The organism is Microbacterium sp. ARD31 (assembly GCF_031844425.1).
Map to the genome: position 1 here is coordinate 1 of NZ_JAUZVE010000032.1, position 13,564 is coordinate 13,564.

At 75.4% G+C, this 13,564-nt stretch carries 12 protein-coding genes; 8 read left to right on the forward strand and 4 right to left on the reverse strand.

Annotated elements, in window-relative coordinates:
- Both Q9S36_RS37700 and Q9S36_RS37705 read left to right on the forward strand, forming a co-directional pair.
- On the forward strand, positions 1 to 851 hold an 851-nt coding region (locus Q9S36_RS37700; RefSeq protein ID WP_311289894.1), incomplete at its 5' end, for an MMPL family transporter.
- A gap of 59 nt (positions 852 to 910) precedes the next feature.
- Positions 911 to 1,114 carry a hypothetical protein gene (locus tag Q9S36_RS37705; RefSeq protein WP_311289895.1) on the forward strand — a complete coding sequence of 68 codons (204 nt, stop codon included), beginning with the start codon at positions 911 to 913 and terminating at the stop codon, positions 1,112 to 1,114.
- 23 nt (positions 1,115 to 1,137) lie between these two features.
- Here Q9S36_RS37705 and Q9S36_RS37710 read toward each other — a convergent pair whose 3' ends face one another.
- A complete protein-coding gene (locus tag Q9S36_RS37710; RefSeq protein ID WP_311289896.1) occupies positions 1,138 to 1,800 on the reverse strand; it encodes a hypothetical protein in 663 nt (220 codons plus the stop codon).
- A 97-nt stretch (positions 1,801 to 1,897) separates the two neighbouring features.
- Here Q9S36_RS37710 and Q9S36_RS37715 point away from each other — a divergent pair, with 97 nt between their 5' ends.
- Together Q9S36_RS37715 and Q9S36_RS37720 are read left to right on the forward strand one after the other, a co-directional pair.
- Positions 1,898 to 2,356 carry a DUF6153 family protein gene (locus tag Q9S36_RS37715; protein ID WP_311289897.1) on the forward strand — a complete coding sequence of 153 codons (459 nt, stop codon included), beginning with the start codon at positions 1,898 to 1,900 and terminating at the stop codon, positions 2,354 to 2,356.
- Positions 2,357 to 2,407: 51 nt separating this feature from the next.
- Complete coding sequence (locus tag Q9S36_RS37720; protein WP_311289898.1) at positions 2,408 to 3,058, forward strand: DUF305 domain-containing protein; 651 nt, start codon at positions 2,408 to 2,410, stop codon at positions 3,056 to 3,058.
- 92 nt (positions 3,059 to 3,150) lie between these two features.
- Here the strand turns inward: Q9S36_RS37720 and Q9S36_RS37725 are convergent, their stop codons facing one another.
- The 3 genes from Q9S36_RS37725 to Q9S36_RS37735 all read right to left on the reverse strand — a co-directional run bounded on the left by Q9S36_RS37725 (position 3,151) and on the right by Q9S36_RS37735 (position 5,900).
- Positions 3,151 to 3,381: a hypothetical protein gene (locus Q9S36_RS37725; protein ID WP_311289899.1), complete on the reverse strand. Its 231-nt coding sequence runs from the start codon at positions 3,379 to 3,381 to the stop codon at positions 3,151 to 3,153.
- A gap of 78 nt (positions 3,382 to 3,459) precedes the next feature.
- The gene (locus Q9S36_RS37730) at positions 3,460 to 4,026 is read right to left on the reverse strand and encodes a DUF5994 family protein (RefSeq protein WP_311289900.1); all 567 of its coding nucleotides are present in this window, start codon (positions 4,024 to 4,026) and stop codon (positions 3,460 to 3,462) included.
- Between the two features lie 92 nt (positions 4,027 to 4,118).
- Entirely contained in the window at positions 4,119 to 5,900 is a 1,782-nt protein-coding gene (locus Q9S36_RS37735; RefSeq protein ID WP_311289901.1) for a histidine kinase N-terminal 7TM domain-containing protein, read from the reverse strand.
- 201 nt (positions 5,901 to 6,101) lie between these two features.
- Between Q9S36_RS37735 and Q9S36_RS37740 the strand changes: the two genes are divergently transcribed.
- Genes Q9S36_RS37740 through Q9S36_RS37755 form a run of 4 tightly spaced genes read left to right on the forward strand, consistent with a single transcriptional unit; the run spans position 6,102 to position 13,563 of the window.
- Positions 6,102 to 7,010 carry an ABC transporter ATP-binding protein gene (locus Q9S36_RS37740; RefSeq protein ID WP_396653924.1) on the forward strand — a complete coding sequence of 303 codons (909 nt, stop codon included), beginning with the start codon at positions 6,102 to 6,104 and terminating at the stop codon, positions 7,008 to 7,010.
- Positions 7,011 to 7,051: 41 nt separating this feature from the next.
- The gene (locus tag Q9S36_RS37745; protein ID WP_311289961.1) at positions 7,052 to 7,717 is read left to right on the forward strand and encodes an ABC transporter ATP-binding protein; all 666 of its coding nucleotides are present in this window, start codon (positions 7,052 to 7,054) and stop codon (positions 7,715 to 7,717) included.
- Positions 7,718 to 7,726: 9 nt separating this feature from the next.
- Complete coding sequence (locus Q9S36_RS37750; protein WP_311289903.1) at positions 7,727 to 10,915, forward strand: hypothetical protein; 3,189 nt, start codon at positions 7,727 to 7,729, stop codon at positions 10,913 to 10,915.
- The gene (locus Q9S36_RS37755; protein ID WP_311289904.1) at positions 10,915 to 13,563 is read left to right on the forward strand and encodes an FtsX-like permease family protein; all 2,649 of its coding nucleotides are present in this window, start codon (positions 10,915 to 10,917) and stop codon (positions 13,561 to 13,563) included. The genes Q9S36_RS37750 and Q9S36_RS37755 overlap by 1 nt, the downstream gene beginning before the upstream one ends.
- The last annotated feature ends 1 nt before the right edge of the window (position 13,564 follow it).

Sequence of the window (13,564 nt, forward strand, 5' to 3'; positions counted from 1 at the left end):
TGCAGGTCATCGCCGACGCCGACGACGCGAAGGCCACCGCGAAGGTCCTGGGCGACGACCCCGGCATCGCCGGCGCCATGCCCGCCCAGCCCGCTGCTGACGACGCGGCCGACCCCGGCCTGGTGCTCATCCAGGCCGTGCCGACCGTCGACCCCTCCGACCCCGAGCTCTCCGACACCGTCGACCGCCTGCGTGCCGACCTCCCCGACTCCGCCACCGTCGGCGGCGCCGCGGTGGAGAACCTCGACCTCAAGACCCAGCTGGACGACTCCACCCCGCTCGTCATCGGCGTCGTCCTCGGCCTCGGGTTCCTGCTGCTGCTCATCGCTCTGCAGGCGCCGCTCATCTCGCTGCTCGGCACGCTGGCCAGCCTGCTCTCCACCGCCGCCGCCTTCGGCGTCGCCCGCCTGGTGTTCCAGGACGGCATCGGTGCCGACCTCCTCGGCTTCGAGTCCCAGGGCTTCCTCGACGCCTGGGCACCGGTGTTCTTCTTCGCGATGATCTTCGCCATCGCCATGGACTACACCGTCTTCCTCCTCGCCTCCGCCAAGGAGCACTACGAGAAGTCCGGAGACCCCCGGGAGGCCATGGTCGGCTCGCTGGCCCACTCCGGCCGGGTGATCTTCGCGGCCGGCGCGGTCATGGTCGCGGTGTTCTTCACCTTCGCCCTGTCCGGCCCGCTCCCGCCCAAGGAGATGGGCATCGTCCTCGGCGTCGCCGTGCTCCTCGACGCGTTCCTGGTCCGGCTCGTCCTGCTGCCTGTGATGCTCCGCCTCACCGGCAAGGCGGCCTGGTGGACCCCCCGTTGGCTCACCCGGGTCCTGCCCGACATCACGTTCTCCCACGGCTGAGCCACCCGGCTCGACCACCTCTGACGACCCACAACCCCGACAACGAACGGAGTCACCTCATGTGCCGACCGACCACCTGCAAGACCTGCGGCAAGACCACCTGGGCCGGCTGCGGCCAGCACGTCGCCGACGTCAAGGCGATGGTGCCCAGCAACCAGTGGTGCAACGGGCAGCACACCCCCGCCGAAGTCGCAGCCGCGAAGGCCGCCAAGGCTGACAGGGCCGGCAACGGCGGCTTCCTGTCCCGGCTCTTCGGCCGCTGACCCCTGACCGGGTGGGGGCGGCGTCACCTCGGGATGCGCGTTCGGCTGAGCCGCCCCGCCCGCCCGCTGACCGGCGTGGGCGAGCCGTCGTACGCCTCGTCGGGGAGGTGGTGGCGCCACTGGCTGTGGACCAGCCAGGCGGCCAGGGCGGCGCCCAGCCAGTCCATGGTCAGGTCCCCCACGGTGTCGGCGTAGGCGGTCGACACCTCCGCCGACCGGGTGACGAACGAGACGAGCTCGAAGCCCTCCCACCCGAGGGCAGCGGTCATCCCGAAGGACATGGCGCGGTCCCAGACCGCGGCCGCGCTGGTCGTGCGCTCCAGGGTGAGCAGCACGAAGGCTGCCGAGACGCACATGGTCACCGCAGCGTGGACGACGTCGTCGAACCACCACACCCGGTCGTAGAGGTCGAGCCTGTTGCCCAGGACGTCGGTGAACCCCGACAGGGTGAACAGGAGGTCGGCCAGCCACGGGTAGGGCCGGTCGGACGGCCGCAGCAGCCGATGGACCGGCACCACGAGCGCGACCACCGGGTAGATCAGCGCGCGGGCGACGGGGGCCTTGCCCTCGAGGTTCCCCCAGCTGGGATCGAGCACCACCAGCACGAGCATGACCACGAGCACGGCCTTGAGCGCGACCACCGCCACCGGCAGTGGCGACGCGCGCCCAGCCGAAGCCGTCCTCATGCCTCCACGCTAGGTCGCGGATCGCGGTTGCGCCGGAGTCGAACGGCCCGAGCGGGACGTCAGTTTGTCCCCCGTAGCATCGTCAGGGATGAGGTCCGTGCCGTCTCCCTCCGTGCGCCGCCGCAGACGCGTGCGTGTGCTGACGGGCGTGCGGGGCAGCGGCCGCCTCCCCCTGGCCGCCCTGGTCGGGCTCCTGGTGGCCGGGATCCTGGGGATGCACGCCCTCGCCACGCACGGCACCCCTGCGGCCGTGACCGCGAGCAGTGGCAACGTGGCCGTGCCGGTTGCCGGGCACGCCGCCGAGCTGCACGGCGAGGCGCACCGGGACCACGAAGGTACGACGACGGGCAACCACGACATGGGCAGCATGGTGATGCTCTGCGTGGCGATGCTCGCCGCGGCCGCGGTGACGCTGCTCGTGCTGCTCGTCGGCGGCTCCCGTGGTCCGCTGCTGCCCGGCGCGTTCGAGCCCGCGCCGGTGCCGGCGCGGGCTCCCCGGTGGGTGCGTAGCACGGGCCCGCCACACGAGTGGGCCTTCTCCGTCGTCAGGTGCTGACAGGCCGCGCGAGCGTCCACACACCACCGACCTGACTCCAGGAGAACCCTCATGCACCTCAGCACGCACACCACGACCCGTCGCACGCGCGCGCTCGGCGCCGTCGCCCTCACCCTCGCCCTCGGCTCCGGGCTCATCGCGTGCGGTGACGACTCCGACACTGCCGGGACCAAGGCCGAGGTCAGCACCACCGAGCACAACGACGCCGACGTCGCCTTCGCCAGCGACATGATCACCCACCACGCGCAAGCGCTGTCGATGGTCGACCTGACCCTCGAGCGTCCCCTGGACCCCGAGGTCCAGGCACTGGCCGAGGACATCCGCGCGGCCCAGGCGCCCGAGATCGAGACCATGGCCGACTGGCTCACCTCGTGGGGCGAGGAGGTCCCCGACACGATGCGCGACCACGCCCACGCCGGCCACGACATGGGCGACATGTCCGACACGATGGACGACATGGGCCACGACGACATGCCCGGGATGATGAGCGCGGACGACATGGACGAGCTGGAGAACGCCGGCGACGCCGAGTTCCAGGACCTGTGGCTCGAGATGATGATCGAGCACCACGAGGGCGCGGTCGAGATGTCCGAGACCGAGCAGGAGGACGGCCGGTTCAAGGACGCCGTCGACCTCGCGGGCCAGATCATCGAGGCGCAGAACCGGGAGATCGCCACGATGGAGGACCTCCTCGGGTCCTGACCCGCCCGCACCGGCGGGGCGTCGCCACGCAGGCCGTGGGGTGCCAGGACGCAGGGCCGACGATCCCCGACGCCGTTGGGCGGCGCCCGGGATCAGAGGACGGGGCCGCGCGGACCGACCTCGACGGCTGCGACGCCCCGCCCGTAGAGCACCACGAGCCGGTCGCCGTGACGGCAGCGCAGGACGCCGTCCTCGCGCGACAACGTGGTGACGACGTGGTCGATGACCTCGGCGTCGGTCCGCTCCTCGGGGTCCTCGTAGGTGACGTCCGTGCTGTCACCGCTGACCAGCCGGACCCGGAGCACCAGGCCGGCCATCGTCACGGCACCCGGCCGGTGCGTACGACGAGCCGCTCGCGACGATCGGTCCGGCCGCGCCCGGGGCCCGAGGGGCCCGCCATGTCAGCCGCCCGTCCGGAACGACGGCGGCCCCTCGGAATGGGTCCAGAACGTGTCGCCGTGATCGGTCCACTGGTCCCGCGGGTCGTGGTCGGGTGAGTCCATGACCTCCTCGAGAAGCGCCGCGGCGGAGTGCGCGTTGCCGGCGGTGGCGGCAGCCATCAGCGCCTCGCCGCCCTGATCGTCGGTGAAACCGGGCGGCACCACGAGCAGGTGGAGCACCGACCGGTCGGACAACGTCAGGTGGACCAGGTGCGTGTCGTCGCGGGGGAACGAGCCGATCTTCACGAAGCCCTGGGCGACGCGGACCTGGCGGGGTGCGGACCCCCAGTCCGGCGGAGAGATCAGGACGCGCACGACCCGGCCGGACTGCGACGGGAAGTGGTCCACCAGGTCGGGCACCTCGACTTCGGGGTCACGGGACCAGGGCCACCAGGCGCCGTCCAGGCGGTTGCTCCCGGCGGTCTCGGCCAGCGCGAGTCGCAGTGGCCCCCGGGTCGGCGCGACGTCCGCTGCCGGACCGCCTCGGGGTTCGTCGGAGGGATGGGTGGGGCCGTTCGACGTCGTCATGACGTCCGCCTCTCGACCGGCAGGGACCTCCGGGCGGAGGCCCCGTCGCCGGATGCTCTCCGCCAGCCTACGCGCTGGGCAAGGCGGCGGGGTCAGCCGACGTGCCGGACCACGAGCATCGCGAGGTCGTCGCCGAGCTCGTCGCCGTGGAAGGCGCGGACGGCGTCGAGCACGGTGCCCGCCAGGTCGTCGGCGGTGAGGTCCGGGTGCTCGCGCATCAGCTCGGCGATCCGCTCGGAGCCGAACTGCTCGCGCCCGCGGCGGGCCTCCAGCAGCCCGTCGGTGAAGACGCACAGCACCTCACCCGGTGCGAGCTCGACACCTGCGTCGTGCAGCTCGGGGTCGTCGAACAGCGCCAGCGCGGTGCCGAGCAGGCCGACCTCCACCACCTTGCCGTCGGCGCGCAGCACCAGCGGCCAGTGGTGCCCCGCGAGGGACAGGGTGATCCGCACCGGTGCCTCGGGACCCTCGTCGTCACCCGGTGGTCGCAGGTGACCGAGCACGAGCGTGCAGTGCCGTTCGGACTCGGTCTGGGCGCTGAGCACGTCGTTGACCGCGTGCAGGGTCGTGGCGGGTGAGGAGTCGGGGCTCGCGAGGGCACGCAGCGTGTAGCGGGCGGCCGCGCTCACGGCCGCTGCCTCGGCGCCCTTGCCACTGACGTCGCCGAGCACGAAGGCCCACGTCTCCTCGTCGAGCGGGAAGACGTCGAGGAAGTCGCCCCCGATCTCGCCACCGTCCCCCGCCGGGACGTAGCGGCTGGCGAGCTCGCAGCGCGGGACGGCCGGCAGCCGGGTCGGCACCATGCTGGCCTGCAGGGTGGCGGCGACGCGGGACCGGTCCTCCAGCACCTGCTCGAGGCGCTGCTGGTCGCGCACCCGCTCGGTCACCTCGCGCAGCACGACGAGCTCGCCGGCCGTGCGGTCCGAGATGTCCTTGAGGGGCTGCTGGCTGACGTCGAAGGTCCGCACGTTGCCGGCCCCGGGCTCACCCAGCACCAGCCCACCGGGGCCGACCTCGGCGGTCGCGGAGATGTCGACCAGGTCGCGCAGGCGTCGACCGACGAGCTCGCGGCGCGGTCGGTCCGCCAGCGAGACGGCGGCCGGGTTGACGTCGACGATGCGGCCGAAGGCGTCGAGCACGAACACGGCGTCGGCCATGCTCTCGACCACGGCGCTGCGCGCCAGCGGGGCCAGGTCGACCAGCCGCTCCTCGAACAGCCCCCACACCAGCAGCCCGCCGGTGAGGATGAACGCGAACGGCGTCAGGTCGATGCGGGCGAACGGGCCCACCTCCAGGTTGTGCAGCAGGTTCGCCGCCCACGGCAGCAGCGCCGAGGACAGGAGCACCAGCGCCATGCGGCGGTAGGTGCGAGCCAGCCGCACCATGCTCGCGAGGAAGAGCACGGTCGCGCCGACGAGCAGCAGGTTGTTGTAGGCGAAGATCGCCCAGAACGCGGGACCGGACTCGACGATGGGCAGCTCGTCGGTCGCTGCCGTCGCGGGGTAGGACCGCACCAGGTCGTGGGTCGCCGGCACCGCCAGCACGGTCAGCGCCACGACCGGGGGGACGGCCAGGAGCCCGACGAGGCGGCGGGTCACCCGCTGGCCCCGCCCGGTGTACTGCAGCACGAAGACCAGCCAGGCGGGCGCGAGCGTCACCACACCGACGTACTTGAGGTCGCCCCAGGTGCCCTTGTCCGCGATCTCGTCGACGGAGAGCTCGACGGCGTACGCCGTGCCCCACCACGCCACCGCGACCAGCATCACCGCCAGGCTCCAGCCCATGCGCGTGCCCCGGCGCCAGGCGACGTACGCCGCCAGCGCGGCCAGCACCAGTCCGGCACCGGCCATGAGGGTCGCGAACAGGGTCAGCACCCGGGCCCCCTCCGAGATCGTGCTCCGGCCACGCGACGTCGCATGACCCGGTTCCCACGCTATCCGTCGGGCCCTTGCAGCGTCCGCTGTTCGCGCGGATCGTGCCTCGAAGGGGTGGGAACGCGAGCCGCCCCGGTGTGACCCGGCTCACTGCTAGCATCGACCGGCGCTGGAGGTCAGGGGGAACGGGGTGGAGCGGTGCTGAGGCTCCCTGCTCCCCCGCAGCACCAGCCGGAGTTCGGGCACGACGCCCTGGTGGTGTGCGACAACCTCGTGCGCATCTACCAGTCCGAGGGCGTCGAGGTGCAGGCGTTGCAGGGCCTCGACCTGCTGGTGCACGAGGGGGAGATGGTCGCCCTCGTCGGCGCCTCCGGGTCGGGCAAGTCGACGCTGCTCAACGTCCTCGCCGCCGTCGACTCCCCCACCGCCGGTCGTGCCCGCGTCGCCGGTCATGACCTCGTCGACATGCCACGCCGCGAGCAGGTGCACTACCGGCGCCACGTCGTCGGCTTCGTGCGCCAGCAGACGGCGCGCAACCTGGTGCCGTACCTCTCCGCGCGGCAGATCGTCGACCTCCCGCTGTCCATCGCCGGTCGGCCACGCCACGAGCGCCGCGGACGGGCCGACGAGCTGCTCGGCCTCCTCGGAGTGGGGCACTGCGCCGACCGGCGGCCCCACGAGATGTCGGGCGGCGAGCAGCAGCGCGTGGCCATCGCGGTCGCGCTGGCCAACGCCCCCCGCCTGCTGCTCGCCGACGAGCCGACCGGCGAGCTGGACAGCGAGACCGCGGCCGAGGTGTTCGCAGCCCTGCGGACGGTCAACCACGAGCTCGGGACCACCGTGGTCGTGGTGACCCACGACGCCGAGGTGAGCGGGCAGGTGGCACGCACCGTCGCGATCCGGGACGGACGGACGAGCAGCGAGGTGCTCCGCGACCACGCGGGAGCCGGAGGCCCGGGCACGGCCGTCGAGTTCGCGGTGATGGACCGGGCCGGGCGGGTCCAGCTGCCCCGCGAGTACCGCGAGGCGCTGGACCTCACCCGCCGGGTCCGGCTCGCGCTCGCGGAGGACCACGTCCAGATCCGCTCCGACCGCGGCGAGGGCGCGTGAGCACCTCGACCGACCAGACCCGTGAGCAGTCGCCGGGTCCGATGGTCGCGGCGCGGGGACTGACCCGCACCTTCGGCACCGCCGCAGCCCCGCGGCACGCCGTGCACGACGTCTCCCTCGACGTCGCCCCCGGCGAGCTGCTCGCCGTCGTCGGCCGCTCGGGCTCCGGCAAGACCACGCTGCTCAACCTGCTGGGCGGGCTCGACCGTCCGGACGCCGGGACGGTCCGCGTCGACCGGACCGAGGTCACCGGCCTCGACGACGAGGGCCTCAGCGCCCTGCGGCGCGACACGGTGTCCTACGTCTTCCAGACCTTCGGCCTGGTCCCCGGGCTCACCGCAGCGGAGAACGTCGGGGTCCCCCTGCGGCTGCGGCGCACGCCCGTGGCCGACCGCGAGCAGCGGGTGGCCCTGCTGCTCGACCTGGTGGGCCTGGCCGACCACGCCGCGCAGCGACCCGGCGAGCTCTCCGGCGGCCAGCAGCAGCGTGTCGCCATCGCGCGGGCACTGGCCGGGTCGCCCAGCGTCCTGCTCGCCGACGAGCCCACCGGGCAGCTCGACACCGAGACCGGCCTGGGGGTGATGGCGCTCCTGCGGGCCGTCGTGGAGTCCGAGGGGGTCACCGCGGTCGTGGCCACGCACGACCCGGTGCTGATGTCCCTCGCGGATCGGGTCCTCCCGATCGCGGACGGCCGGCTCGACGGCTGAGGCGGACCCGTGCTTCCCCTGGTGCTGCGGCGAGCGCTCGTGCAGCGACGGCTGCTGGGCGCGGTCGTCGCGCTGGTCGCGACCGCCTGCACGCTGGTCGGGACGTGCACCCTCGTGCTCGACGTCACCCAGGACCGCGCGTTCCGCGAGGCGGTCCGCCGCTCCGACCCCGCCGGGCTCGGCGTGACGGCGTACGTCGTCGAGCTCACCGGCCAGGACGCGACGGCGGCGCGGGACGCGGCGGCGAGCGTGGTCGAGGACGTCCTCACCCCGATGCGGCCGACGCTCGAGACCACGGCGACGTCGCGACTGCGGGAGCTCGAGGCGGACGGAGCGCGTCCGGGCAGCCAGTCGTACCTCGTCGCGACCGACGCGCTGGCCACCCGCGCACAGCTGACGTCGGGGCGGTGGCCGGCCGCGACCGGCGGCCGCGCCGAGGCCGTCGTGCCCGACGCCACGGCGCGCCTGCTCGGTCTCGGGCCCGGCGACCGCGTGGTGCTCGGCAGGGAGCGCGGCCTGGGCGGTGTCGACGCGCCCGTACGGCTCGTGGTCGTCGGCACCTTCCTCCCGCGTGCCGACCCCGAGTGGGAGCGCGACCCGCTCGGCGGCGCCGGCTTCTCCCCCGCCTACAGCGACGGGCTGGAGGCCGCGCCGACCTACGGACCCTTCGTCGTCGACGGGGCCGCCCTCCGCGACACCGGCTCGTCGGTCAACGCGCTGCGCGTGACCGCCCACCCCACCCGCGCCCTCGCCGGCGATCCCGAGCTCCGGGGTGCGAACCGACGGCTCGACGACGCGCCCGGACTGCTGGCCGCACGTGTCGGCGAGCGGGCCCGGCTGACGCGCCTGGCGTCCGACCTCCCCCGCACCCTCGCGCGCCTGCACGCCCAGCAGGCGAGCACCCGGTCCATGGTGCTGGTCGTCCTCCTGCTCGGTACGGCGCTGTCGCTGGCGGCGGCCGTCCTGGCCGGGCGTCTCGTCGGGTCGGTGCGCGAGGACGAGCGCGAGCTGCTCGGGGCGATGGGGACCAGCGGCCGCCAGCGCACCGGCGCCGCCGCCGCGGAGGCCGCCCTCCTGGCCGTGCTCGCGAGTGCCCTGGCGGTCCCTGCTGCGGCCCTGCTCCATGCCGTCCTCACCCGGAGCGACGACCTCTCGGCTGCGGGGCTCCGGCAGGCGCCGGACCTCACGTGGCCGCTGACGGCGGCCGTCCTGGCGACCGCGGCGCTGCTCACCACGACGCTCGTGGCCGCCGCACTGCGGCCGCGACCTCCGGCCGACCCGTCGCCGCGCACCGGCCTCGCGCGCCGAGCCACCGACCTCGTCCTCGTCGCGGCCGCCGCGCTCGCGTGGTGGCAGCTGCGCGACCAGCCGTCCGCGTCGGCTCGGGCCGGTGACGTGGTCCTCACCGCCGCCCCGGTCCTCTGCCTCGCGGTGCTCACGGTCCTGGGCGTCCGCGTCGTGCCGCTGCTGCTGGCTCGGGCCGCCGGCGCGGCACGCCGGTCCCGCGGGCTGGTGCTGCCGCTCGCCACCCACCAGGCCGCGCGTCGCGCGCACGCGGCGACGGCGATGGTGCTGGTCGCCGCGTCGGTCGCCGCCGCGGTCTTCGCCCTGGCCCTGCGGACGACGTGGGAGCGGTCGCAGCAGGACCAGGCAGCACTGCGGGTGGGGGCCGACCTCGCCCTGGCGCTCCGCGCTCCCGCCGGCCTCGCCGAGGCGCGGGAGGTCCGCGCCGCCGCCGGTCGTGGACCCGCGCCGGTCATCTCCCCCGTCGTGCACCGCCCACTGGCACTGGGCCGCTTCGTCGGGCAGCAGGGGGCTCGGCCGGTCCTCGTCGCGGTCGACTCACGGCAGATCGGAGCGCTGCTGCGCGGACGCCTCGACGGCGGGCAGTCGTGGGCCGACGTCGGGCGCGCGCTGGCTCCCGCGGCACCTGCGGCGGGAATCCCCCTCCCCGACGACGGCGCCGGTGTCGTGCTGCGCGGGCGGGGGCCGGGGGGCACCGACCTCACGGCACGCGTGACCGCGGTGCTGGAGGACCCGACCGGCTTCCGCGCCTCCGTCGCCGGCGGCGAGATCCCCCTGGACGGCGACGCCCATCCCCTCACGTGGTCGACCGCGCCGGGCGACGACCTGCGGCTGGTCGCCGTACGGCTCGAGCTCGACGGGGCGACCGGGCGTGCGCCGGGACGGCCGACGGCGACGAGGTCGACCGTGACCGCCTCCCTGGTGGTCCCCGGAGCCCGGCCGGACGCCGGGAGCGGACCGACCTGGCAGGTCCGACCCCTGCAGGAGCAGAGCCCGGTGGGCGGGGCGACGGCGGAGCTGCGGTCACGTGGCGGCAGCACGACGCTGCGGACCTCGGTCGACGTCGACCTCGCGTACTTCGACTACACCGGTGCCGACGTCCTCACGACGGTCCTGCCCGCGCCCGCGGTCGTGCCCGTGGCGGTCTCACACGGGCTCGTCGAGGCCGTCGGAGCGGAGGTCGGCGACCGGCTCTCGGCCATCGTCGGCGGCACCGCCCTGCAGCTGGAGGTGATGGCGCTGGTGCCCGAGGTGCCGTCGGCGCCCGCCGAGGTCTCCGTGCTCGCCGACGTCGACACCGTGACGCGCGCCCTGGTCGACGCCGGGCGCCTCGAGCCCGTGGTCGACGGGTGGTGGGTGTCGCGCCCGTCGGACGCGAGCGTGGAGGCGCTGCGGGACGCCGGCCTCGGCGCAGTCACCACCCGCGACGGCGCGGCCGCCGAGCTGGCGCGGGGTCCGCTGCGCGTGGCGCTGCCCACGACGCTCCTGGTCCTGCTGGTCCTGGCCGTGGCGCTGCACCTGGCTGCCGTGGTCCTCGTCGTCGGTGGTGACGTGCCACGCGCGTCGGCGGCGGTCGCGCGCCTGCGCGCGCTGGGCCTGTCCCGCCGCGACGCCGGGCGCCTGCAGCGCGCCGAGCACCTCCTGGTCCTCCTGCCGCTCACCCTGGTCGGGACGCTCGTGGGCGCGGTGGCGGCCGTGCTGGTCGGCCCGCACCTCGTCCGCTCCGACGTGGGCGCTGCTCCTGTGCCGGCGGCGGTCGTGGCGTGGCCCTGGCGCGCCGAGCTGGCCGTCGTCGGCGCGATGGTGGCGTGCGCGCTGGCCGTCACGTGGCTCCTCAGCGCGCTCGTCGTACGGCGGTCCGGGCCGTCGCAGCTCCGGGACGGTGAGCCCTGATGGCCCTGCCTCGCCCCCACTGGCCGACGGTCCGGGGCCGCCTGCTCGCCGACCGTGGGCTGCTGCTCCTGGTCACGACCGTGGTCGCGCTCACCGTCGCCCTCGTGGGGGCGGTGTCGCCGGTCACCGAGCGGTCCGCCGACCGGGCCATGGCCGCGGCGGTGGCGGACGCCGGCCCACGCGGGACGGTCGTGGCGACCCTCCCCGAGTGGTACGACGACCCGGCGGGCAAGGTGCTCGACCCCAGCACCGCCACGCAGGTCCGGCAGGACGCCGACCTCGCCCGGAGCACGATGCCGCGGGAGCTCGCGGCGGTGCTCGGTCCCGGCGTCACGACCGTGACCACGCCCCCGCTGCAGCTGCTGGACGCAGGTCCCGGCCGCTACCTCCGGCTCGCCTTCCTCGACACCGCACACGGCGGCCCCGCCGTGACGTACACCCGCGGTGGCCCACCGAGCGGCGCGCCGGGCCGGCGAGTGGCGGTGGAGGTCGCCGTCTCCGCTGCCGTGGCCACGACACTCGACCTGGAGGTCGACGACCGCATCCCGGCTCGCGACGAGCACGGGCGGTCCGTCGAGGTCGCGGTCAGCGGGGTCTTCGCTCCCGAGGACCCCGGCGAGGAGGCCTGGCAGGTGGAGCCGCAGCTGCTGCACCCGGCGTCGAGCACCGCAGGCGACGAGCCGCGCACCGCCGGCGCGGCGCTCGTCACTGCGGAGTCGCTGCCCGTCCTCCGGCTCGCCGTGCCCGGTGACGCGCTCAGCCGCCGCCTGGTGCTGGCGCCCGTCCCCGAGGCGGTCAGGTGGCGTCACGCGGCCGGGGTCGAGCAGACGATCGCGGCGCTGCAGTCACGCGCCGGCACAGGGTTCGGGGAGACCACGTGGGACAGCCTGCTCGCGACGGTGCTCCGGGACGGACGCGCCCGGGTCGCCGCGGCCCGCGGCCAGGCGGAGGTGGTGCTGGTCGGGCTGCTCGCCGTGGTGCTGCTCGTGCTCGTGCTGGCCGCCCAGCTGCTGGCCCAGCGACGCGCGGCCACGCTGACGGGAGCGCGGGAGCGCGGCGCCGGCCTGTCCGGCATCGGCGTCGAGCTCGGGGTCGAGTCGCTGCTCGTCGCCCTGGTCGGTGCCGCGGCTGGCCTGGCCGCCGTACGGCTCGCCGCCGGGTCGGTGGGGTGGGCGTGGTCGGCCCCGGTGCTCGTCGTGGCCGTCCTGGCCCCCGTCGCGCTCGGCGTCGCGACCGCACGCGGGCGGGTGGCTCGCGCTCCGGCCAACCGCTCGACCCGCCGGGCGCGGGTGCGCGCGGCGCAGCTGCAGCGTGTCGTCCTCGAGCTCGCCGTGCTGGTGGCTGCCGTCCTCTCCCTCGTCGCGCTGCGCCAGCGCGGGGTGGCCGACGGCGGCGACCTCACGGGCACGAGCGCCGTGACCTGGATCGCCGTGTCGGCAGCCGTGCTGCTGGTCCGGCTCGTGCCGGTCGCGGTGCAAGCGGCGCTGCGGAGGACGGGACAGACCACCAGCGGCGTCCCGCTCTTCGTGGCGGCCCGCCTCGCCCGCTCGGGCCCTAGTGCGCTGCCGCAGGTGGTCGCCACCGTGGTCGTCGTGGTGGCCGTCTCGGCGGCCACCTTCGGCGCCGCCCTCGCGGCCACGCTGCGCGACGGCCAGGCGGCGGGGGCGCTGTCGGTCGTCGGCGGGGACGCGCGCCTCGACGCCCGCCCCGACCCGACCGTGGCGGAGGCGGCGTCCGAGGTCGCCCGTGCCGCCGGCGTCCGGGCTGCTGCGGCCGCGCGGGTCGAGGACGGCGTGCGTGTCTCGGCGCGGGGTGGGTCGGCGTTCGTGCGGCTCGTCGTGGTCGACGCCCCCGCCTACGAGCAGGTGCTCGCCGCCAGCGACCTCCCCGACGCACCCCGTCTGGCCCGGCTGCGGTCCGCCGACGGCCCGGTCCCCGCGCTCGTCCTGGGCGGCCCGGAGGGCCTGCGCGACGACCCGAGCCTGCGCTGGCAGGACGCACGCGTCCCCCTGCAGGTGGTCGGCGCCGCACCGGCCGTCGGGGCCGCGGACCCTGTCGTGGTGGTGGACGTGGAGGCTCTCACCGCGGCCGGGGCCTCGGTGCCGCCCGACTCGGTCTGGGCCGTCGGGCCCGGCGCCGCGGCGGCGCTCCACGCGGTCGGGGAGGCGGTGCCCGGCGGCGCGGTCGTGACGTACGCCGACGAGCTCGCGCAGCGACGCGGTGCTGCCCTCCCGTCGGCGGTGCTGGCCCTCGCGTGGGTGTCCTGCGTCCTGCTCGCGGTGGCCGGGCTGCTGGGGGTGGCGCTGGCGGTGGCCGCGGACGCACCCGGTCGGGCGACGGCGCTGGGCAGGCTGCGCGCTCTGGGCACGTCCGACCGCGACCTGCGGCTCACCCTCCTCGGCGAGCTCGCGACGCCGGTGCTCGCGTCGGCCGTCGTGGGCCTGGCCGTCGGGGTCGGGTGCGCCCACGCGGCACTGGGCTCGCTCTCGTTGCAGCGCCTCACCCTCGCACCGGGAGCGACCGACCCCGTCGTGCCGTGGTGGGCCGTGCTGCCCGTGGTCGTCCTCGTCGGTGGGGCGGCCGCGCTGGCCCTGCTCGAGTGGCGTCGCCTACGACGCACGCCCCTCTCGCAGCTGCTGCGCAGCTGAC

Excerpts from the sequence above, each read along its gene's own strand:
- Q9S36_RS37705 (WP_311289895.1), top strand. The coding sequence starts at position 911 with ATGTGCCGACCGACCACCTGCAAGACCTGCGGCAAGACCACCTGGGCC.
- Q9S36_RS37710 (WP_311289896.1), bottom strand. The coding sequence starts at position 1,800 with ATGAGGACGGCTTCGGCTGGGCGCGCGTCGCCACTGCCGGTGGCGGTG.
- Q9S36_RS37720 (WP_311289898.1), top strand. The coding sequence starts at position 2,408 with ATGCACCTCAGCACGCACACCACGACCCGTCGCACGCGCGCGCTCGGC.
- Q9S36_RS37730 (WP_311289900.1), bottom strand. The coding sequence starts at position 4,026 with ATGACGACGTCGAACGGCCCCACCCATCCCTCCGACGAACCCCGAGGC.
- Q9S36_RS37745 (WP_311289961.1), top strand. The coding sequence starts at position 7,052 with ATGGTCGCGGCGCGGGGACTGACCCGCACCTTCGGCACCGCCGCAGCC.
- Q9S36_RS37755 (WP_311289904.1), top strand. The coding sequence starts at position 10,915 with ATGGCCCTGCCTCGCCCCCACTGGCCGACGGTCCGGGGCCGCCTGCTC.